At 62.1% G+C, this 21,722-nt stretch carries 22 protein-coding genes; 21 read left to right on the forward strand and 1 reads right to left on the reverse strand.

Translation table 11 applies throughout. The features are described from left to right. The first annotated feature begins 136 nt into the window (after positions 1–136). From HWX36_RS35265 to HWX36_RS35355, 19 genes are all read left to right on the forward strand, one after another. Entirely contained in the window at positions 137–889 is a 753-nt protein-coding gene (locus HWX36_RS35265; protein ID WP_175958356.1) for a hypothetical protein, read from the forward strand. Positions 890–905: 16 nt separating this feature from the next. Beyond that, complete coding sequence (locus HWX36_RS35270) at positions 906–1,886, forward strand: DUF4238 domain-containing protein (RefSeq protein ID WP_175958357.1); 981 nt, start codon at positions 906–908, stop codon at positions 1,884–1,886. Between the two features lie 13 nt (positions 1,887–1,899). Beyond that, positions 1,900–3,090: a PIN domain-containing protein gene (locus HWX36_RS35275; protein WP_175958358.1), complete on the forward strand. Its 1,191-nt coding sequence runs from the start codon at positions 1,900–1,902 to the stop codon at positions 3,088–3,090. After that, positions 3,077–3,604 carry a hypothetical protein gene (locus HWX36_RS35280; protein WP_175958359.1) on the forward strand — a complete coding sequence of 176 codons (528 nt, stop codon included), beginning with the start codon at positions 3,077–3,079 and terminating at the stop codon, positions 3,602–3,604. Before HWX36_RS35275 ends, HWX36_RS35280 begins: the two co-directional genes overlap by 14 nt. A gap of 35 nt (positions 3,605–3,639) precedes the next feature. Beyond that, a complete protein-coding gene (locus HWX36_RS35285; protein ID WP_244136605.1) occupies positions 3,640–5,091 on the forward strand; it encodes an HNH endonuclease signature motif containing protein in 1,452 nt (483 codons plus the stop codon). 586 nt (positions 5,092–5,677) lie between these two features. Then, entirely contained in the window at positions 5,678–6,298 is a 621-nt protein-coding gene (locus tag HWX36_RS35290; protein WP_175958360.1) for a hypothetical protein, read from the forward strand. Between the two features lies 1 nt (position 6,299). Beyond that, positions 6,300–7,082 (forward strand): hypothetical protein, encoded by a 783-nt coding sequence (locus HWX36_RS35295; RefSeq protein ID WP_175958361.1) that lies wholly within the window; start codon positions 6,300–6,302, stop codon positions 7,080–7,082. A gap of 30 nt (positions 7,083–7,112) precedes the next feature. Continuing rightward, a complete protein-coding gene (locus HWX36_RS35300) occupies positions 7,113–7,436 on the forward strand; it encodes a hypothetical protein (RefSeq protein ID WP_175958362.1) in 324 nt (107 codons plus the stop codon). A 76-nt stretch (positions 7,437–7,512) separates the two neighbouring features. Continuing rightward, positions 7,513–8,022 (forward strand): helix-turn-helix domain-containing protein, encoded by a 510-nt coding sequence (locus HWX36_RS35305; protein WP_175958363.1) that lies wholly within the window; start codon positions 7,513–7,515, stop codon positions 8,020–8,022. 15 nt (positions 8,023–8,037) lie between these two features. Continuing rightward, a complete protein-coding gene (locus HWX36_RS35310) occupies positions 8,038–9,123 on the forward strand; it encodes a hypothetical protein (RefSeq protein WP_175958364.1) in 1,086 nt (361 codons plus the stop codon). Between the two features lie 52 nt (positions 9,124–9,175). Further along, positions 9,176–9,424, forward strand: a complete 249-nt coding sequence (locus HWX36_RS35315) for a hypothetical protein (RefSeq protein ID WP_175958365.1) — start codon at positions 9,176–9,178, stop codon at positions 9,422–9,424. A gap of 6 nt (positions 9,425–9,430) precedes the next feature. Continuing rightward, positions 9,431–10,357, forward strand: a complete 927-nt coding sequence (locus HWX36_RS35320; RefSeq protein WP_175958366.1) for an abortive infection family protein — start codon at positions 9,431–9,433, stop codon at positions 10,355–10,357. Beyond that, a complete protein-coding gene (locus HWX36_RS35325) occupies positions 10,354–11,034 on the forward strand; it encodes a hypothetical protein (protein ID WP_175958367.1) in 681 nt (226 codons plus the stop codon). The genes HWX36_RS35320 and HWX36_RS35325 overlap by 4 nt, the downstream gene beginning before the upstream one ends. 66 nt (positions 11,035–11,100) lie before the next feature. Continuing rightward, positions 11,101–11,400: a hypothetical protein gene (locus HWX36_RS35330; RefSeq protein WP_244136606.1), complete on the forward strand. Its 300-nt coding sequence runs from the start codon at positions 11,101–11,103 to the stop codon at positions 11,398–11,400. 241 nt (positions 11,401–11,641) lie between these two features. Beyond that, positions 11,642–12,622 carry a hypothetical protein gene (locus HWX36_RS35335; RefSeq protein WP_175958369.1) on the forward strand — a complete coding sequence of 327 codons (981 nt, stop codon included), beginning with the start codon at positions 11,642–11,644 and terminating at the stop codon, positions 12,620–12,622. Positions 12,623–13,085: 463 nt separating this feature from the next. Next, positions 13,086–13,568: a hypothetical protein gene (locus HWX36_RS35340; protein ID WP_175958370.1), complete on the forward strand. Its 483-nt coding sequence runs from the start codon at positions 13,086–13,088 to the stop codon at positions 13,566–13,568. Positions 13,569–14,078: 510 nt separating this feature from the next. Beyond that, positions 14,079–15,155 (forward strand): hypothetical protein, encoded by a 1,077-nt coding sequence (locus tag HWX36_RS35345; RefSeq protein ID WP_175958371.1) that lies wholly within the window; start codon positions 14,079–14,081, stop codon positions 15,153–15,155. A gap of 77 nt (positions 15,156–15,232) precedes the next feature. Continuing rightward, entirely contained in the window at positions 15,233–15,613 is a 381-nt protein-coding gene (locus tag HWX36_RS35350; RefSeq protein ID WP_175958372.1) for a DUF3592 domain-containing protein, read from the forward strand. An 86-nt stretch (positions 15,614–15,699) separates the two neighbouring features. After that, positions 15,700–16,212 carry a hypothetical protein gene (locus HWX36_RS35355; RefSeq protein ID WP_244136607.1) on the forward strand — a complete coding sequence of 171 codons (513 nt, stop codon included), beginning with the start codon at positions 15,700–15,702 and terminating at the stop codon, positions 16,210–16,212. 7 nt (positions 16,213–16,219) lie between these two features. Here the strand turns inward: HWX36_RS35355 and tssF are convergent, their stop codons facing one another. Continuing rightward, positions 16,220–18,094: a type VI secretion system baseplate subunit TssF gene (tssF, locus tag HWX36_RS35360; protein WP_175958374.1), complete on the reverse strand. Its 1,875-nt coding sequence runs from the start codon at positions 18,092–18,094 to the stop codon at positions 16,220–16,222. A 139-nt stretch (positions 18,095–18,233) separates the two neighbouring features. Between tssF and tssI the strand changes: the two genes are divergently transcribed. Further along, entirely contained in the window at positions 18,234–20,345 is a 2,112-nt protein-coding gene (gene tssI, locus HWX36_RS35365) for a type VI secretion system tip protein VgrG (RefSeq protein ID WP_175958375.1), read from the forward strand. Positions 20,346–20,437: 92 nt separating this feature from the next. Further along, complete coding sequence (locus HWX36_RS35370) at positions 20,438–21,712, forward strand: hypothetical protein (RefSeq protein ID WP_175958376.1); 1,275 nt, start codon at positions 20,438–20,440, stop codon at positions 21,710–21,712. Positions 21,713–21,722 lie beyond the last annotated feature (10 nt).

The raw sequence follows: 21,722 nt of genomic DNA on the forward strand, positions 1-21,722 counted from the left end.
GATGTGGACTTACAATCATGACCGCCCGAACATGGCCCTGGGCGGATTTACGCCAAAGCAGCGGTTGGCCGTGGCCGCTTAGTTTCTACTTCTGAACCCCGTGCAAAACGGGGGGATTACCGGCCGGCCGCGATCCATGATGCCGCCCCCGCCCGACTTCACGCAGCCCGCGCACGTCAGGTCCGAACTGCTTGATCCCGACCAGACTCTGCGGGACCAGTTCGCGCATGCGCTCGCCCCGGAACTCGACACGTTGGCCGCGGCGCTGGCCGTCGCATTTGCCGGGTTCGCGCCGATCGCCGACGCGGCCCGGCCGGGCGGCCGGCGTGCCATGCTGGTGGCCGGCTTCGCGTTTGGTGTGCTCGACGACACGGTCGTGGCGACCAAGCTGCTGCTGTCGGGCAAGGGGCCGGCGGCCGGCAACACCATGCGGCAGGCGATCGAGGGCGTTGCCATCGCGACCCTCTGCGCGACCGACGCACCGCTGATCTTGCTGACGGGGAGAAACGGCCAGCCGCGGGACACGGGCTGCTACCGGGAGCGCATGGAGCAGCGTGATCGCCTCACCCAGGGGCACCTTGCGCTCAAGCAACTCGCCTGGAATGCCCAGACCCTGCAGGTCAACGCCCACGCGATCGAGAGGCTGAGCGCGGCGCAACAGTACTACCACCAGTTCAGCCATTGTGGCCTGACCACGATCGGCCTGCGCAGCAGCCCGAGCAACCCCCGCGTGACCTGGCTCGGCGGGCAGTTTGATGCCGCGAACCTCAAGTTGTATCGCCGCGAAATGCAGGAGCGCATCAACCTCGCGCGACTGCTGCCGGAATTCTGGGCCTATTTGCTCGAGGCCATGACGTCGCCGGGGTCGTCGACTGGCCGGCCGGCATGAGCGGAATGCACACCGCATGAGCGACAACGCTGGCGGGGAAGCCCGCAAACACCATTACGTGCCTCAGTGCTACCTGAAGGGGTTTACACACGACCGCCGCAAAGATTCGCGGCTCTACGTCGTTGACTCCCGGCGACGGCGGGATTTCTACACGACGCCGTCGAACATCGCGGCCGAACGCGACTTCAATCGCATCGACGGCGATGAGCCGAACGCGATCGAAGCCATTTACGCCGACTTCGAATCGAAAGCCGGCCCGGCCTTGGTTCGCACCGAAGCCCGCCGCGCCGTCGGCAGTGAAGCGGATCGTGACGTCCTGCTCGAGCTGATCGCGCTGTTCGCGGTGCGAAGCCCGCGGCAACGGGAAAACCTGCGTCAGTTTCACGAGCAGACCATGCGCGCGATGATGGAACAGATGGTGGCGACCCAACAGCGTTGGGAGGCACACGAGCAGCACGCGATCGCTGCCGGGCGCATGGAGCCGTCCGACGTCAGCTACGAGGCAATCAAGGCGTTCGTCGACGCGGGGGAGTACCGCGTCGACGTGACGACGACTCGACATGTGGTGACGGAGCTCGAAATGCTACCGGTGGTCTTCGACCAACTGCAGCGTCGAACCTGGGTGGTGTTGCGCGCCGCTGCGGATTCCGGGGGCTTCGTCACCAGTGACAATCCGGCGACGCTCTGCTGGGACAACGAGGACATGGCGGGCGGCTTTTATTCGCCCGGCTTCGGGTCGGCCGATACCTCGGTGGTCTGTCCGCTGTCGAAAACTCTCGCCCTTCGCGGCTGTTTCGACGGCCGCTCCGGCATCGTCGATCTGCCCGCCGATCTCGTTGCCGCCGTCAACACGCGCACGATCGCCTTCGCGGACCGCCAGGTCTATGCCGAGCATGATCAGTTTGTGTTTGTCGCGCCCGATGGACGCGTGCTGAAGGGGCATGAATTGGTTTCTCTGCCACCTGCGGAGTCGCCCGAGTCTGACCGTCATGAATAGCCAGGAGCCCACTATGGATCCCCGGATCGTCTCGCTGATTGCCGCGAACCAGCTTGGCGCGATCGCGCTCGATACCTCGGTGTTCGATGCGCAGCAGCGCAACCTCGAGGGCGGCTTGCTGCGCCGTGTCGAGCAGTTCCATCGCAGTGACCGCATCCGGGTGCTGATGCCGGACGTGGTGCTACGTGAGGTCGAGGCCCATTTGAGGCGCGATGCGGCCGAAGCCCGTAACGGCTTGGCCCGCGCGGTGCGCATGGCGACCCGGTCACGAGTGCTGTCAAGCGACGCGCTCGAGCCGCTTCAGGTCATCGAGTATCTGATGGACGAGCCGGCGACCGCGGCGAGCCTGCGAATGGCAGAGTGGTTGGCGGGCACCCGCGCCGAGGTGCTTGACATTGCCGCTCGCGTCGACATGCGCACCCTGTTCGACCGGTACTTTGCGGCGCAGCCGCCGTTTGCCGAGTCGAGCAAGAAGAAGCACGAGTTCCCCGACGCGGTGGCGCTGCTGGCGCTTGAGCATTGGGCCGCCGAGCACGACACAGCGGTGCTGGTGGTATCGACAGATTCCGACTGGCAGCGCTTCTGTTCGGCGCATCCGCGGCTGCTCTGGACGAATAATTTGGCCGGTGCGCTGGCTGCGTTTCAGGACGAAAGCGCGCAGTTTGCGGCGCGGCGGCTTGCCGAGACCTTGGCCGAGGGCCTGGACGAGGAACTGCAGAATGCGTTGTTGGCAGCCGGTCGGTCCTTCGCGCGTCACATCGGGGTGGGGATCGACGCGCGCTCGGCGTTCGATTTTACGTGGACCCGCGACATCCATGTTGACGCGATCCAGTGGCCCGCGACGGACGGCGTGCTTGACGAATGCGAAGCAATTGAGCACAGCGACGGCAAGGTGGTGGTGCGGATCAAGGGCGTGCTCCACACCAAGGTCGTGATGTACTTCAATTTTTCGGCCGTGTCGGCCGCCGGTGATGCGACCGTTCCCGTCGGGAACAGCATGACGCTGTTCGAGGAAGAGATTCCCTGCGGCATTCTCGTCACGGTCGACGGCGACACGTCCAATCGGGTGAAGGTACGCGCCATTGAATTTCTGCCCGCTGCTCATAGGATAGCGACCGGGGAGATCGCGCCGGAGTGGATCGACCCGCCATATGAGTGGACCGACCCGAGCAATGACATAGGCATTCCCGATGAAATTCCTTGATATCTGTGCTGCCGACGCCAGGGCGAAGCACGCCGCACATTCAGTTTTGCGGGAGCGGATCGTCGAGCACATTTTCGTGGGCGAGGCCATGCGGCGCCTCTGGCAGCTCGGTATCCTTAACGTTGAGATCCTGCGCGCGGAGTTCGACGCGAGTGGGTATGACCTCGTCATGTGCTGCGGAAGCGTGATGCGGCATGTCCAGTTCAAGGTGTCGTTGGTCGATGGCGCACGTGCGCAGGTGACCATCAACCAACAGTTGGCACACGCGCGGAGCGGGTGCGTGGTCTGGCTCGGCGTCACGGAAGATCTCGAAATCACCGAGTACCGCTGGTTCGGCGCGGAGCCGGGTCGTCCCTTACCCGAGATCACTGATCACGCGACAGCGCGTCATGCGCGTGCCAATGCACAAGGCATCAAGGCGGAACGAGCGAATCAGCGAGTTCTCAGGAAAGGCGAGTTCGAGAGGCTCGCCGATCTGGACGAGACGCTACAGCGCTTGTTTGGACGACTTTAAATCCGCCGTCGGCCTTTTACCGCCGAGGAGATCGAATGCAGACGCGCCCGAAATTGCACGACGAGATTGTCGAGATTTTGACGCTCGCTGACCGACCGCTTTCCACGCGGACAATTGCTGATGAAGTGAATCGGCGAGGGCGCTACGTGCGGCACGATGGCGGGCTGGTGCCGCCGAGCCAGATCCACCGGCGCACGCACGCCTATCCGCACCTGCTTGCCGTTGTCGACGGACTGATTTCGCTTGCTGCGTCATCTTTCGGCGTGCGCACGCCAAAAAACTCGATCGTCAGGGATTACCGCGCGCTAGGCCGATTTTTCCGTTCACTCGACGTCAGCAACGTTACGCTGCATTTCACGGACATCGAAGAGATTCTCGACGCGCCATTGCCCCCAGTCGCGCGACGGAGTGACACGTTCTGGCAGAACTCGGACCCGTTTCTCCCGAAGCCCGACGGTCACAAGTGGGCGCACGCGTGGATGAAGGCTGGCTGGCAGAAGCGCTCTGTCGACCGTGAGGCCGAGATCGTGGTGTTTGACCGGGTCGGCGAGCCCACGCCGCTCAGCAAGCTCGATGAGCTGCGTCCCGATCGACTAGAACTGATCTATGACATCCTCGAACGCGTCCCGATCTCAGTTGACGAATGGCACATGAACGCGAACCGCCGCGCCGTGAAAAACTTCAAGGCGAATCCACGCTTCTGCTACAACTGGTCGTTCGGCTCGCGGAAAGAACGGTATGCCGTTTGTCTCTGGCATGAAAATTTGAAGGAATCGGCGGGTGGCGACGTGTTTTCCGACACGAATTACCGGGCCGGCGCGCAGGAGCGACGAGCACGCGCAGGTGCGCTCGCTGCATCGGACCGAGAGCGATCGCGGCTCATCGGCCAGGCCGACCGCGGGATGGCCCTCGATCGCGTGGTGTGCGATGCATTCCAGCTACATCAACCCCTCCACGTCATTATTTGCGGTCGCGGTGAGCCGAGCGATGGCGCCACAAAGGAATTCCCAAAGGGAACCTCGAGCGTAAAGTCGCGGGAACTCGATTCGCTCACGTGGTTGGTCGAGTCTTATGACGACGCAACTGGCGCCTGTCGTATTGTGCGCGGCCCAGCGCGCGCGACGGCCGTTGGGACCGTAGATGGCCCCATTCAATCCGATGAGTGGATCGCGCGATATATCGCGCGATTGATTCGCCCCGAGCAAGCCGCATTTCGACAGGCGGTACTCGATGCGTACGACGGAAGGTGCGCCATCTCAGGCTGCGATATCCAGGAAGCGCTGGAGGCTGCCCACCTGCGCGGCCGCGATTGGCGCGCAGGACACAATGACGCCTCCGACGGTATTTTGCTCCGACGGGATCTGCATGCCTTGTACGACCGAGGCCTACTCGATGTGGCCGACGGTATCGCGCGCTTCAGTCGCGACGTCGTTCACCACTATGCGCAGCTGGAAGGAACATCGGTCGCCGGCCCTTGCGGGAACTAGTTGCCCGCGGAGCTTGATGCCCCCTGACTGACAAAACCGTTCCGGGTCGAACCACGGCCGGGCGCGTCAGCTTGCCGTGCTCGACTCTCGCCTTCCTGCCATACAAACCCAAGCACGTTGGGAGCCATGGCGCTAGGGCTGCTTAGCGCCATGAGATTGAATGTGCAAAATCCCTGATAGGGCGCATTGACCCCGGGCGGGCAGGGTGGTGGCTAGGTACAAACCTTATATTTGGCGATTTTCTTGCGAATCGACGTCGAAAACGCGCGGCCCTTGGCTATACGGAACGCAGGCCGATCCACGACCTGCCCCGAGACCGGCCGGCGGGCGACCCGGTCGGACGATGTGTAGTGAGGTGTCCAATGCCAGACGATTGGCGGGGCTGGGCGGTATCCGTCCTGACGCTTCTGCTGTTGCTCGCGCAACTGCGCGGCTGCAGCCCCCTGTGAGCCCTGCGGTGTAACGACCGCGACCAGCGTCCCTGTGGCGCACCGTGCCGGTCTCCGATACGGTGACGCTGCAGGTTAATTAACCTTGGCCCGCCCCGCGAGGGGCGGCTTTCCTTCGCTTCGACCGCAGGCGCACCATGGACCTTTCGTCAATTTCGAACACGGGCATTGCTGTCTTGTCGACGGCTGCCACCGGCGCCATCGCGATGGTGTACAAGGTGCTCGATCTTGGCCAGAAGCTCGCGGCAGCCAGCCGAGAGCTTCAGCAAGCGAAGTACGACGCGCAGGCACGTCGGGCAGTTGCGGTGCGTGCCGCACGCGAAGCGGCTGGCGGCCTTGAAGCGTTTGCGCTTGCGTGCTACGCGCTCCTGATCGAGAACGCGCGCGCCCTTCGCGCGGGCGACGACGGCATCAGCTTTCGCTTGCCGAAGTTCGCTCCCGGTGTCGGGGTATGCGACAGCGCGGCGGCGCTCGAGCTGGAGTCCGCCTGCCGCGACCTGGAGCAGCAAGTCCGGTCCGCAAACGACCACATTGCGGAAACCTGTCGCGACCACTACCACGCGGGTCCCGAAGAAGCACTCGTGGTGCTCGAGGCACGCGCCTACGAAACCGCCGCGGCGGCCCTGAAGCTGGCCGGTCGTTACCGCAAGAGTTTCGACGTCCCGCGCATGCGCCTGGGTGACCGAGAACAACGTATCGAGAAAGCGATTTTCTCGCGCGTTGCCGAAGAGGATGCCGCGTCGCCGGCCGACCACTGAGATGACCGCCATGCTCTATCAACTGACGGCGACGGCGGCGCAGATGTGCCTGCCGGTACCGGTGGCCGCCGCCGCGCCGGACGGCTGGCTGGATCTACTTGACCACTGGCAGACCCTGATCGGCGCGACCACCGGCGGCCTGCTCGGCGTGGCCGGCGCGTGGATCGTGGCCGGCGCCGCCCGCGGTCGCGAACGGCGCGTCGCGGCCGGCATGGTGCTGCCCGACCTGCAGCAGCTGGTGGCCGCCGGAGGCAGTCTTGAACGGAACGCCGACCGCGTCCCGCGGATCGAGAGCTTCGACGAGCTGGAACAGGCAGGGGCGCGGGCCTTCTATGCCATCAGGAAACTCGACGAGCGGCGCCCGAGCTTGTTCGCGCTGCACACGTCGACTATCGGCCAGTTGTCGGACATCGACGCCCGGTTGTACAGCCACCTGTTCCAGTGCCAGATGATTCACCGCATCTTCGAGGCCGGCATGGAAGCGCGCCGCGCGTTTCAAGATGCCCAGATGGAGGCGGGGATGAACAACCCGCCTCGTGCTCGTCGGCCGTCACGCAGCGACACGCAGCTTTATGCGGACTGGCGACTGTGCGTCGAGCACGCGACCCTGGCGAACTACTTCCTCGACCGCTTGGTGTTTTCGCGCTGGCCGCGCTGGTGCCACCGCGTGCGGATGGCCGTTTGGCCGAACGAACTCGACCGGCGCTCCGCCGCGCCGCGGGAAACCGGTTCGCTGCCCACGCCGCAACCGGAAGCGAACGCGGCGCCGGCGGCCGGCGACTGAGCGCAATTTCAATCTGCAGGAGCCTCCTCGATGAGCAGCAACTTGGCAGTCGCTTTGGCGGTCGTGGGATTCGGGTTTGGGGTGGCCGGCGCAGCCTACTGGTACCGGTCGGCCCGGGTCGACTTCCAGCGGCGGCCAACCGACCCGGATGACCCGGACGATCCGTTCGCGTTCGAGCCGGTCGAACACGAGCTGAAGCTGCTCTGGATGCATGTCCGGCAGATGCAGGCGACCGAGGCGAGCTGGGCCGCCGTGGTCGAGGCCAATCGCGAGATGGGTCGGCTGAACCAGATTGCCGCCCGGCTGACGGCCGTGGCACTCGTGCTCAGTACGCTCTCGACGCTCGTCGGGTAGCGCGTGGCTTGACACGACAAAATGTCGTGCTACTTTCTCGCTATGCGACATTTTGTCGGGTTAAGAAGGAGTGGATATGCCAGCAAACCCCGTTCATCCCCCAGGCGCTGAACCGACCGCTGCGCAGCTGAAGCTCTTGCGGATCATGCACCGCCTGACGCAAGCCGATCTCGCCGAACGCCTCGACGTCACCGAACGTCAGGTGCAGCGCTGGGAAGCCAGCGACGGCAGCTTGCCCGGCGTGTATTGGCAGTTGCTGCGCCAGACCTTGGGATGGCTGACGGTCCGCGATTTTCAGCGCGTGGCCGAGCCGACGCGGGGGTGGGACACGCAGCGCGACACTCGCCGCGACACGATCGAGCAAGGCGACCGGGTCGAGCTACAGCTGCTCGACGGCCCGCTGTTCTGCGCGACCGTGTGCAGCACCCACTACTGGGGCGACACCCCGATCCACGAGGCGATCGTGACCGAGTTCGTGGGCGCCGGCGGGGCCGGCGAGGAGCACCGCGGGCTGCACCTTGGCGAGCGCGTGCATTTTGCCCCCAACAATGTGATTCACCTTGAGCAACGCGCGCCACGGCGCTGAAACAGGAGCCCTCTGATGCGCAAGGAATACGAACTGCAGACCGACGTGCTCGCGACGATCGTCGCCGCCACGCCCGTGTCGCCGAAGCATGCCGAGTTGCTGGCCGCGTTCGCGACCCGCACCGACTATCGCGGCGCGCACTACGCCGTGACGCGCGACGAGTTCTCCGAACGGCCGGCACGCGTGATCGATGCCGAGGGCCGCGAGATCGCATCCGACTACCACACGTGGATCGACGCGCAGCTCGACGCCCACGGCGGCTCGGTGGGCGACGTGTTGCTCGCGCACCGGGATGCCGCCTACCAGCTGGTCGAGGTCCAGCCGCTGCTGCACTTCTTCGTGCACGACCGCGGTGGTGATCAGGACAATTTCGTGCAAATCGAGGTCTGGGAAGAACGGGAATTCGTGGAGCGCGAGGTGTTTCCGCGCGGCACGCCCTGGCGCTTGCCGGATGCGCGTGAACTGCGCTCGGGTTGGCACGACATGCCTGTCGAACGGTTCGAGCGGCGCACGCTCGGCGCGCCGCGCTATCGGCTCGAGGCGGTGATCGACATGCAGCACTTCTCGGCACTGGCCGAAGCGACCTATCGCGAGCGCAGGCAGCGCGATGGCGGTCGGCAATTCGTCGAGCGGAACGTCGAGACGGGTGAATCGCGGGTGGTCAGTGTGCGCGAGCTCACGCCGGACTACGATCGCCAACAGTGGCGCGGCCGTCGTTTCTTCGACGACTGGGCCGCGTCGAGCGCCGGCCGTGCCGGCGAGCGTGCGTGCCGGCGCTGGGTCTTCAGCACCGAGGACTACACCGATCCGCACAGCGGCCGCGACATGAATTTCGTGCCGCGCTGGACTCACACGCGAAAGATTGCGGCGCTGAAGAACACGGCGAAGCTGGACGTATACAGCCTGATTGGCAAGCTGACGCAATTCGACGAGCGCATCGGCCATCGCTTCGCCTGGTACTTCTACGGCCTGCACGGCAACCTGATTCTGAGCGGACAGATGGAGCGCGTGCTCGAAGCGGCCGAGGCGGGTCTGATCGTCCTGCCCGAGCACGACTACCAGGTGCTGCGGCGCTGGGCCGAGAATCAATACGGGTTTTGACGGTTCAACCGCGCAACCGTCGACCCCACCACAAATTGAGAGAGACCTTCAGATGACCAGCCTGACCTACGAACACATCACGAAACATGCCGAGCGCAAGATCCGTAATGCGATGCAACGCGCCGCTGCGTGTGACATCGGCATTTACGGGCTGGGAATTGCGCTGGGCGAGGCCCGTGGGGCGCTGGCGCCGCGGGAGGCGCTCGTCACGACGATCGATGCAGTCGACCCGGTCAACGTGCGTGCCGACCGCACGCGATTCGAAGCGCTGGCATATGCGATGCGCCCGGCGATCGTCTGAGGCCATATGCGCGACAAGCTTAACGCGTTCGCGGCGCAACATCGGCGGATCGAGGCCAAACGAGGCGAACTGATCCAGCGGGCCCGGGCCTTCCATGCGGCGATGAACGAGGCATTCGCGTCCACGAAGATCGTTGGTCGCAGTGTGTCGGTAACGCTCGAGGAGTACGGATTTGGCGAAGCCGTGTACGGATGTCTGTCCTACGGCGATAGGGGGGTGCAGATTTGTCACCGGACGACAGAACAAGATGCAGCGGAAGCGTTCGTCCCGCCGGAGCATCGCGAAGATGACGTGACAAGCCTTGAAGCGGCCCCGATCGAATGGCTCCAGTTGATTTTGACTGACGAGACGCTCGAATCGCTGTTCCATGACATCTCCGACCGACTCGATGCGCAAGAGGGTCCGCTCGACACGTCGCTGCACGCGCTCCAGACGATCCTCGCGGCGGAATCTGCCGAGATCGACACACAGATGAAGGCGAGCCTGACCGCGCTCGCCAGCGGTGCTGTCGCGAAGAACTGGGAGGCAGCGCTGGACGCGACGCACATGGAGACGGCCGATGCGCTCACGCGCGCGACCCGCATGTTGGAGTCGGTGTGCGCCGCAATCCTGATAGACCGCGGTGTTCCGCTGCCTTCGGACAAGTCGCTGTCGCCGCTACTCAAAGCATGCGTCAACAACCTGGGCTTGCCGGATCTACCGGAACTGCAACCGGATCTGAAGCAGCTGCTCGGTGGCGTCGCCTCTATTTGTGGCGGAGCGGCGGCACTGCGCACGCACTTCGGCACGGCGCACGGCGCGACCAGCCACTTTGAGCCCCTCGATGCGGCGTTCGGCGTATTGGCGAAGAACACCTGCGCGGCCGCTGCGATTTTCCTGATTGACCGTCATAAGCACGGAGACGATCCGCATCAACAGGTGGGGCTCGAATGAGCATTCCCGAGATCGAGCACGTGCGCCGTTGCATCGGATTCGACAGCGGCTCGATGCCGCTGAACGAGCATGACCGGGCTGTCATCGCTAAGCTGATCGACGAGGTCGACCGCTCTCTACTTGTCTTGCGGATTGCCGGCGGACCGGCGCCGGCAGTTCAGTCTGCGCTTGTCGTTCTGGACGTTGCGTTCACTGCGGCGCACCTGGGGTTGATCAGCGATGAGCTACGGGACCTCGTCTTTAACTATCGATGGTGGCTGGTCGACAAGGGTGTTCTAAACACCCCCGTTGCCACGCTTCATGCTGCGCTTGGCATGGCCATCGCGCGTGACTTCGCAGACGCACTTCCCATTGACGACTATGCGGACAGTCTGCCGGGCTGGTCGCCGCGCCAGAATCACTGCCACGATCAGGTGATGCGCTGGTTGCTGCTCAATCCTGCCGATCAGGCGGTGCGCGGTTGGATGCCGGAATGCCAGCTCGGCCACGACGTGCGCTTTGCGGCTCACTCGCTCGTCCGAACAGCGAGCGGCAAGCTGCTCGACGTCGCCTTTCCGACGCCTGCGTTCAAGCGCCCCTTCATCGAACATCCGCCTGAGGCCGGCGATTTCTTCGCGCTGGTGCATGGCAAGCCGCCGATGCACTACGTCGACGTGCTTGATCCTAACTGGAGATAATTTATGACCCGTGCAGTTCCCAAAAAGCCGTCCTCCCCGCCGGCGCACGTGCGCGTCGACGGTATCGTGTTCCATCTCGCGCTGCACGACGATCGTTGGGTCGAGACGATCGGCGTCCCGTTCGAGCATCGCGGTCGCACCTGGGCCGTGCATCGCAGCACACTATCCGATCCGAGCATGCCGGCGCTGTTCGCTGTGTCCGAAGTGGAAACCGGCCGGAGCTTAGGCAAGATCATGGAAGGATCGATCGATGCCGCCCGCGCCGTTGCGATCGAGAAAATCGACCGCGCGACACCTGAGCAGTGGACCGCCTTCTTTCCGGCCAAACGTCCGACGAAGTCGCGCGCACGCGCAGCCGCTGTGTGATCGATGGCAAACTAACCGTAGCAGCACCGAATTCGCCGTTAGGAGTGCGCGCGCGAAGTGCTTCGCGATCGTGCTTTTCGTGCCGGTGGATTTACAGAAACTTTGACGCCTTCAGCACGGCAACGTGGACTTATGACGGGCCGTGCATGACCTTCACGTATAGGCGGCATCCTCCTCTCATTTTGCGATCATCTATCGTGCGCGCCGCAATGAGGCGGTCCAGCGCTACCGAAGGAGTGACATGGGCACCACCGATCCGCGTCAGCCCCTTGGGCATTGGCTACGTCGGCGGCTGGCGATTGCTGACTGGAAATCGAAAGTTCGAGCTACGCGGCATCTGCTCGTTGCAATTGCCGCTTTCTCGCTCGACTGGTGGTTGTTCGCGTGGGGCAACTGGGAGCGCGCGGCGGCACGCGGAGGTGACGGTCATGTGTTGGCGGTCCGGCGGGCGATTCGAACCGCGCTGCATTGGGACCATGCGGTGTCGGTGCTCGAACACGCACTGAGCGGGATCGGCATGGCGGCCGTTGGAATCGCGATCCTCCAGGTCTACTATTTCGCGTATCAGCCATCGTGCGACGACGCCCCCTCGCTTCCACGCTGGGGGCGGATACTGCTGTTCATCTTGATCGCCAGCGTCGCCGCGGCGCTTGCCTGGCCGCTGACGTACGGTGGTACCGGCCCGCTGGTGATTCCCGTGGGGGTGTTCGTGATCGGCTGGTGGCTTGCCCGCCCTGATCACTTGACCCAACTAGCGCTCGGAGCACCTGGAGCCTTCATCTCGCTGATCGGCGGGCTGACATGGCTGAATTTCGACCTCGCCTGGAAGTTGCACCAATGGACGACAACGCACGACACGCTCGGTGTGGTGCTTGCGCATCTGCTGGCAAGCAGCGTGACGCTGATCGCGTGCAGCGTCGTGATTGGGGCAGTGGTGCGGCGCTATGCGTGGCTCCGACCAGCGGATACGCGAATCAGCATCACCTGGGAATTCACACGCCAAACGGCATGCACGCGATGTCGGGCACTTAACAAAATTCGACACCCCGAGCGGCTGCTCGCTTGTAAGCCGCTGTGTGGAATTCCTGTAGATCGAAGGCCCGGCGATATGTGTCCAGCGCGCAGATGGCCGCTGCCTCGACAACGAATCGGGCGGGCGCGAATCGATCGGGATCGGTCGCAGAGCGGAGCACCCAGCCGTTTCTTCCCCACGCGTCCATGAGACCTCGATTCGCAATCAGTCGGTCGAACGCATCGACTCGTTCGAGGAAGCAGGCGCGTGTGTTTTCGTCGGAGAAGACGTCGATTGCCACGGTTGCGAGAGCGATTTCGTATGGCCCGGGATCTAGCCCGTAAAACGAGATCAGCATTCCGCGAATTGTCGAAACTCGACGAGCATCGACCAACACCTCACCGTCGTGGATCGCACCGGCTAGTTCGAAGGCACGACAAAACAGATGTGGCATCAACAAAGGGACGTTCACGACGACCTCCCGAACTGCATCGAATACGGTATAGGTGAGGGCGCCGCTCACGGCAAGCAGTCCCGAATTGTTGCCGAGTCCGGTGCACGATCCCGGGATTGCGCCGGGGTGAGTGTCGCTGAGTGAGCGTGTGACGTAATCGATCGTGACAAGAGTTTGCGCTATCCTGCTGCGGTGATCTTGTGAGCCTGACAAAACTCCATGCTGATTCGCAAACATGGACGCGTAGTCAAGTTGGTGCGCGTCGAACCGTCGAAAGGGCCCGCAGCAGTCGGGCAAGCGGGTCAGGCCGACCGCGGTGTACGTCGTGTGGTCGGCTCTTTTCGCGTCGACGAGCCCGTGCCAGCGGCGTTACTCCAAGCGTTGACTCGCGATGAACGCAAGACGCTCGCGTGTTGGATGGCTTTGTATCAAGAAGAGCAAGCCCGCGCACGGGCTCTTCCGGTACTGGCGGACGCTCCCGAACATTTTGAAGCGGTCATCGCCGCGCTTGAGGTGGCAGCCGACACGTTGTCGGCCGAGGACGCCGATCAGCTTTGGGCCCAATTGCAAGCCATCGCGCGAACGTTGAAGCGCGCCGGGCATCGTCGTCCTCGAGTGGCGCGCCGTCCGGCGCCGTCGCCACCTGGTCAGCGAGATTTTTTCGGTGAATCGGACTTGCTCGAGCAACCCGCCGAGCATTGAGCCGCCGCCATCCCTTGTTCGTTTCGATATCCACCGATCGTTGAGATTGGCATGGTAGATATCACTCCAGGATCTCGAAGGTGACAAATTGGATTGGTAAACATTTGTGATGAATGTTCAATATTCCATGCGAACAGGAAAATGATCCGAACGCCCGGAGTCCATCCGAACCGTGGCTTGTATGGACTGCAGATTCCGGGTTATTTTATTGAGATATGAGGGACCCGACACGTCGAATAGTGGCGGGTCAATACTGCTTGGGCCGAGTACTGCATCTGAAAAGAGCTAGACGTTAAAGGCTCTTTCCCTGTACAACTTTATCAGCAATACCGGTATATCGCTTCGTCAAATTTAGTCAAGCTAGACGAAGGGTGCACCGGCGATCGAAAACAGATTCAGCTTTATTGCTTAGGATAGAGTTAAGGCGGAAATCAGCGTTGACAGCAGCGATTAATTCCTTTCCAATTGCTAACGATTTGGCAGGCCGCGGGCATGTATTGAGGCGTCAGAGTGGAACCCATTCGTCATTTCAGCTATCACGACCCGAATGCAATCGTCTCGGTGCTCTTGAAGTCGGCTTTGGAGACTACGGCCGCCGCCGATGATCCAGTCTATCGGCGTTTGCCTCCTCCAGTGCGGTATCGCGCGACAGGTGCGATCGACGCGTGGAAGCGCGTGATGGTAGAAGGGGCGAAAGTTGGCCATGCTGACTTTGGCAGTGCGATTCCCGTGTTCCCGGTGGAACGGCTCTATGACGAGTTCCCAAGATTCGTGAAAGGCTGGGGTGGCTCGCTGTTGTCGGGCATCAGCGAACACGATGCGTTGCTCGCTCACCGAAGCTTGCTCTGGCAGATCTACTATGGCAGCGATGGCGTGATGTACGAGCCAACAGCGGCCTTGCATCGGCTGCTCGACGACGCGTACATCGCCGATGACGTGCCGATTGGTTTGATCGAACTGCCGGCGCCAGCAATGTGCATTATTCCTAGCCCTGAGTGGACCGGGGTCAAGCAGAAGGGCATTCGTGCCATAGCGGTTTTTCGCCGTGATTTCGATACCCCGAGTGTTAGAGGACAGCACCTTACTATCGCGACGTGGCAGGAATCAGGAGGAGGGGCGACACGCCTGCGGTTCGGGTCCTATCCCTTGAGCGATCCAGACAAGACCATCGTCCAGGTGATCGACGATATCCCCGAGGGGAGTGCCGAAGATCGTGAGTACGTCTTGTTCGTACTCGGCTACGTTGCGAAGCTGCTGCTGTATCTGAAGCTGCCGGATGCGAGGATCGAAGCCAACTTGGCACACAGCCGAGCGTCGCGTGATTTTAGGGGGCTGGGCGAACGTAAGCGTCGGGAACGGCTAGCCCAGATTGAACAGTTGTATGATCGCCATGTCGTAGGCCCGGCCGTTCTGGATTGGGAGCGTGCTGGAGGTGACGTAAGCGAGGCGGGGTTGTCGCATCACGAGAAGCGCGCACATTGGCGTCGACCGCATTTCAAGATGCAACCCTACGGTCCGAGCTCGTCGCTGCGCAAGGTAATTTTCGTCGGGCCGGTCATTGTTCGCGCGGATAGGCTAAGTCCATAGGTCGGCGTGCGCCGCAGCGATTCGCGGCGTTCCGTAAGCGTTTGCATGGCGACGAGGCAGTTCATTTGAGGAAGGCTATGTTCAAGGCGATAGGCACGGTTGTCATCGGTATCGGCTTTCTGATCGCCGCGGGGTTCAGCGCGCACGCGACGCGTGAGTTTCTGCGAACCTCGATCGTCGTGCCCGGCCGTGTAGTGAAGCTCAACGCGGGTGGATATCATCCCGAGATCGAGTTTGTTACGAAGGCTGGCCAGCATGTTTCGTATCCACAAGGCGGCCTCCTGATCTCGGCGATGACGGTCGGTCAGGACGTCGAGGTTCGATATCTGCCGGAACAACCGATCCCTACCGCGACGGTCAATACGTTCCGCGCAATTTGGGATATGCCGATTTTTCTTCTCACGATGGGGCTGGGCGCGATCGTGGTCGGGCTGTTGAACCTGCCGTCACGTAAATAAAAAGATAGCTTGAGAGGGCGAGTGCAATGTCTTTGCTAAGGTTGAGCGACTGGACGTACAACACGGGCGCTGGCGGTGGGGCGAGCGTGGAATTCGTGACGGCGACGGGCGGCTTGCTTCGCCTCACCGATCCGAGTAAGCGGGATCACGACTACTACTATGGTGGGCTTGGCATCGGATACGGACTGGGGCTAAAGATCCCGAAGATGAAGTTTCCGAGGTTCACTACACCGCAAATTCAATTGCCCCCAGTTGGCGGGCGCGCGGTCGCCGGGGCTGGCGCCGGCGTGCACACGCCGAGCGGCGGCTGGGTCTATATGACCAACGCGTTTCAAGGGAAAGAACTCGGGCCGGACGATTTTCGTGGTGGCACCGTGTATCTCGATGGATCCCTGTCATTGATCATCGGCCAGGCAGGCGACGTCATGTTGATGGGCATCAATCCGGTGATGCTCGCGCTGGGACTTTCGAGTCCGGCTTTTTCCATGGTGCTCGAAGAGGCGATTTCAAATGCGCCGGTTTTGCTCATCACCCACGGGCGGACGTGGGGATTTCAGGCAGGGTTTGGCGCGGGATTGCTCGCAGGTTACGTGCACTGACTTGGCATTAGACCAGTGACCGTGTGCCTTGACGAGCGGCGCACCTGAGCAGCTCCCCGCCGGTTTGCGTCGACCGAATCGCTAGCTGGACATAACTGTTCGTTGGAGCGTAGGGGGTCAGGATTTGCTCGAGCATCCGGGCAAATGTTCCGAGCGCGAGGTTTCGCAACGCAGCATCGTCGATCGACACAGCGATCTCGATACCGCGCACGAATGATTGCATCTTGCCGTCGAGCGACATCCACTTCACGGCGGATTTGTAGTCCAGGTGGCGAATCGCATCGATGCTTTGATGTGCGATGAGAGCGGTTCGGGGCGCATGTAGCCGAAGGACCGCTCGTAACCCACTGAGGCCGAGTTGAGACAGGTCGTACGGATGCGGAGACAGGGCCGAAAGAATACGCCACAGCGCCCTCGCGTCGCACGTTGGGGTCATCGGGAGGGTCGGCTTGGAGATGAACGTGATCGGACATGAGAGCGCCGCACCTTCGTTCAACAAGTCTCCGAGTGGGTTGCCGATCGGCAACTGAGACGGAAGATCGCCGTTCGTCGCGATCAGATCGATATCGACCTGCGGTTGGCTCGGCCGTGTAACTCGACCGTCAAGACCGACAAGGGAGAGTAACCATGTTGGCCTGTTGGGCTTGAACGCCACGTCGCGATCTTGAGACACGATCCAGTATGCGTTATTCGACGTTGAACCGTGGCCGAAGGCGCGATAGGGCGGCACAAGCACGCGGGCCGAGTGCGTCGAAGCCAACGCGGCCTGTTCCCCGCTATCCGACTTGTCACAAAGGTAGACCTTGCCGATAGCGTAGAGACCGAGCGGCGCTCCCTTGTCTTCGAGCGGGATTGGCGTGATCGGATAGGACTGGTCCGTCCTGGTCAGCAAGATTGGCTCGGCAGCGCGGTCGAACAAGTTGACGACAGGTGTGCAGAACAGCTTGAAGGTACGCCCGTCGACAGTGGCCAGCATCTGTGCCGTCGTCGAATCGGTCGGCGTGCCGCGCGTCACAACGTGCAGGGTGAGCTGTCGAGCCTGGGGTGCCCTGGCCGCACGCAGGATGCGGCTGAAATCGATGTCGACGAAGTCGAACTTCTCCGGGAAAGCGAAGTACTCGCGCAGAAGTCGAAATGAATGTCCGGCAGCGCCGGCGTCGTTCGGGAGCAATGCCTCTCTGTCGTCAAAGCCCACAGCCTCAATGGGTACTTTGGATAGAGGCAACCAGCGGCCGTCGTGATCAACCTCGACGAAAGCGCCGGCGCTGCGCAGCAAGAGCGTGTCAGTGAGTGAGGCGACGACCGGACGGTCACCCGCGAGATGCACGCGAATTGGCTTGGATGGGCTCGACGTATCGAAGAGTCCGGTGGGGGATTGAGACGTGAAGGTGACCGACAGAATCCCGGTGGCGTCTGGCGTCATTCGAACTCTGGCAGGAGCGATCGTCGAGGGCGAGTAGCGTGCCGCGCCGATGCGCAGCGACGTCAGGGTGACGTCGTAGATGGTCTGGAAGCGACACAACGCAGCACGCGCGTCCAATGTCGTGCCTCGGGGAACGGTAAAGGGACCTGTAAGCTTGCCGGACAGGTCGGCCGGATCGAATTCCACCAGCGCACACGACGGTACGCATTGGATGAATTGCGGATAGATGCAGTCGAGGAGCGCTTCGGTAAATTCGGGATAGTCGTCAACGAGGCGAGTGTCGAGTGCGGCCGCCATAAAGGCGAAGGTCTGAACGAGCCGACCGATATGAGGATCGTCGACTTGTCCACTCTGAATACCGAGCCGTGTGGCGATTTTCGGATAACGATCGGCGAATTCCGTCAGCCCATGAGCTAATAGACCAAGTTCGTATTCGTAATGTGGCAGCAAGTCGTCCATCAATACTCCGGCGATACTAGTTCCAGATCAAAAGTGAAATACCGTTAAATTTTCCGAGCCCCGGCAAAATTGACACTACCGTCGGATGATTATCTGGCAGTAATATCGACACTCGTTCCGGGGGGCGCTGAGGCCAATCATGCAACTGTCCGATATTCCGAGCTTTTTTCAGCTCCAAAGCAATCGCCTGTTCTCAATCGATGCGCCGTTGAAAGGGCGGTCGGAGTTGGTGTTGGTCAATTTTACCTGCACTGAAAGCCTTTCCGATCTATTTCACATCGACACGCAGCTTGCGTCGCAGGATCGGTCGATCGAGCTGAAAAAGATGATCGGCCAGCCGGTGACAATTACATTGCAATTGACTGACGCTATTGCAAGCTCAGAAGAGCGGTATTTCAACGGGTACGTCGTATCGTTTTCGCACCTCGATACGGATGGCGGCTTCACAAAATACAGCGCGGTGATCAAGCCATGGCTCTGGATGCTGTCCCGCCATCAGGACATCCGGATCTATCAGGAAAAGACCACCCAGGACATTCTGGCAAAGCTTTTCAAGGAATATGGCTCCCTGGCGTCGTTCGAGTTCCGCTTGTCGAAAGCGACGAGGAATCGGAGCTACTGCACCCAGTACAAGGAAACAGATCTCGAGTTCGCCCAGCGCTTGATGCAGGAGGATGGCCTTTTCTACTTCTTCGAGCACGCGAAGGACGGGCACAAGCTGATCATTACCGACAATTCGATCGCGGCGAGGCCGATCGACGGCACGAGCCCGAATCTGGAGTACTCGAAGGGCGAGGCGCGCGATGATCTGGCGATCGTGACGTCCTTTTCCGCGCGCCGGCAGTTGGAGTCGAACAAGGTCGGCGTGAAGACTTACGACTACAAGGCTCCGGGAGCCCGGCGCTTCGTGTCCGGCAATACGGGCGTCGATCAGGGCGACGTGCCGACGTACGAAATCTACGACTACGTGGGCGAGCACGGCTTCCCGAACAGCGATCGCGGCGAGGAGTTGGCGCGGTTCCGGACCCAGGCGCTTGCAGCGCATAGCAAGATCTTCGTCGGCACGACGACGAGCCGGCGCATGATGCCGGCCCGCTACTTCCAGCTCGACGAGCACTACGATCACGACGACGGGAAACAGGAGGATCGGCAGTTTCTCATCACGAGCGTGATCCATGCGGGATCGAACAACTACCAGGCGGGCGAGGGGGCGGCGACCTACGGCTGCAGCTTCACTTGCATCCGCAAGAAGATCCCTTATCGTCCGGCGTTCACGATCGTCAAGCCGACCATCATCGGGCCACAGACGGCCGTCGTCGTCGGCCCGAAGGGCGAAGAGATCTATACCGACAGCCTTGGCCGGGTGAAGGTGCAGTTTCCGTGGGATCGGCTGGGCGAGAGCAACCAATCCAGCTCGTGCTGGGTGCGCGTTGGCCAGCCGTGGGCTGGCGGTGGGTTTGGCATGGTCAACATCCCTCGTATCGGCGACGAGGTGGTGGTGATTTTCCTCGATGGAGATCCTGATCGGCCCCTAATTATTTCCCGCGTGTACAACGCGGCCAACATGCCGCCGTGGGACCTGCCGGCGAACGCGTCGCAGAGCGGCATCCTGAGCCGATCTACAAAGGGCGGCAACGCGACCACGGCAAACGCGATCCGCTTCGAGGACAAGAAGGGCGCGGAAGAGGTTTGGCTGCACGCCGAGAAGGATCAGCGCCTCGAGGTCGAACACGACGAGTCGCATTGGGTCGGCAACGATCGCACGAAGAAAATCGACCACGACGAAACGGTGAACGTAGGCCACGATCGGACCGAGACGGTCGGTAACAACGAGACCATCACAATCGGCGTCGATCGTACCGAGCACGTGGGCAACAACGAAACGCTGACGGTCGGCGGGAACCGTGTCGAAACGATCGACGGGATGCAGAACCTGCTGATCGCGATGGCGTCGGCCGAAGAAGTTGGGCTGGCGAAGGCGTTGGTTGTTGGCGGCGCCTACACGATTACGGTGGTCGGCGCGATGAACACGGCAGTCGGCCTCGCACAGGCTGAAGAGGTGGGGTTGTCGAAAACCACCGTCGTCGGAAAGACCTACACGATCACTGCCGGCGATCGAATCGAGTTGCGTACGGGCAAGGCTTCGATCGTTCTCGAGAGCAACGGAAACATCTCGATCAGTGGAGGGAACATCAAGATCTCGGGGGCCGGCTCAGTCAAAGTCGACGGCAACACGATCAACGGCAATTGACCTCGTAGAGCATGCGCACAGTCGAAGATATGCCTGACGGTCGGTCGCCGGTCTCCACCGCGGAGGTTCTGACGTCGCCCATCGAGGGCGGCATGGAGCCGTCGCTGGTTGCGAGCACGGCAGAGGCGCTTGCCGACCGATATGCCGATCTGCTCGCAATGGGATGGCGTCGGCGGACGAACATGCTGGCCAGTTCGGCAGTCGACTTTTCTGACCTCGCTGAGTTCGACGATCAGTTGCTGGCCGCCCTGGAATCGCTCCTCTTGCTTGGCGAGCCAGCGACATTGCGCATGCAGGTGTCGACGCCGGACCCGGTGCGCGCCGGCGAGATGTTTGCGATGACGTTATATGCGCTGGCGAGCGATAACCACGAAATGCTGGACGCGTGCCAGGCGCTTGCGACGGCGATTCCCGATCTTCGCGGCGGGATGGTCGACGCGTTTGAATGGGCGCCGGCGACTCCCCGAGTTCGGGCGCGCATCGAAGCGTTGCCCAGTTCGATTCGCTTGCCGCTGGTCGGCGTGCGCCATCGTGATTTTCCCGGCGTCGCGCAACAAGCGCTCGAACAGCTGCAGACGATCCAGGAGCCGACGGCCGTAGAGATTGCCGATGCGCTGCAGCTGGTGCTAGGCGTCGGCCGGCACGATCTTGCAAGCGCGGCCCGACGGTATCTCGATCATGCGTCGCCCGACGTGCGGTTTGCCGCGGCGCAGACCTTACTCGCACTCGCGCCGGCAGATGACACGCCGTCCGCATGCGATACGTTCGACCAGCTGCTCTCCGATTCCGCAGTCGATACGGGAGGCTTCCGCACCGCGCTGCGCAGTCTAACGTTGCACGCACCCGACCGCGCAGCACGCCATTTGGAGAGACTGGGCCAATCCGGGGAGATTCGCCTTTACCTGATCGCGTTGGGGTGGCTCGGCCGCATAAGCGCAGTTCCGGTCTTGATGGAACACCTTGCCGAACCTCAGACCGCGCGGGTTGCCGCGGCGTCGCTGTCGTTGATCACCGGGGCCGATCCGGTTCGTGACGACTGGCAAGGCCCGAAGATGTTGCTGAATGGCGCTGATGAGCTCGCGGATAGCGAGATTCCCGATGTCGATCCCGATGCGCATTTGCCCTGGCCGGACGCCGCCGCTTTCGCAGCATGGTGGCATGTGCATGGTCCGCGATTCGGCGACGCCAACAGTTACTTTGCCGGCCGCGCGATCACGCCTGAATGGCTTGGCGAGGTCTTGATTAGCGGCCCGCTCGCGTGGCGGCCGCTCGCTGCTGAACATCTGCAACGACTGACGCGCGGGCCGCGCTTCCCGACCCGCCTTTCGGCGCCCGCACAGCGCGCGCTTTTCCAGACGCTGACCTAGAAGGGGATCG

Origin of the sequence: Burkholderia sp. BCC0405 (assembly GCF_902833075.1) — a bacterium.
Lineage (GTDB): Bacteria > Pseudomonadota > Gammaproteobacteria > Burkholderiales > Burkholderiaceae > Burkholderia.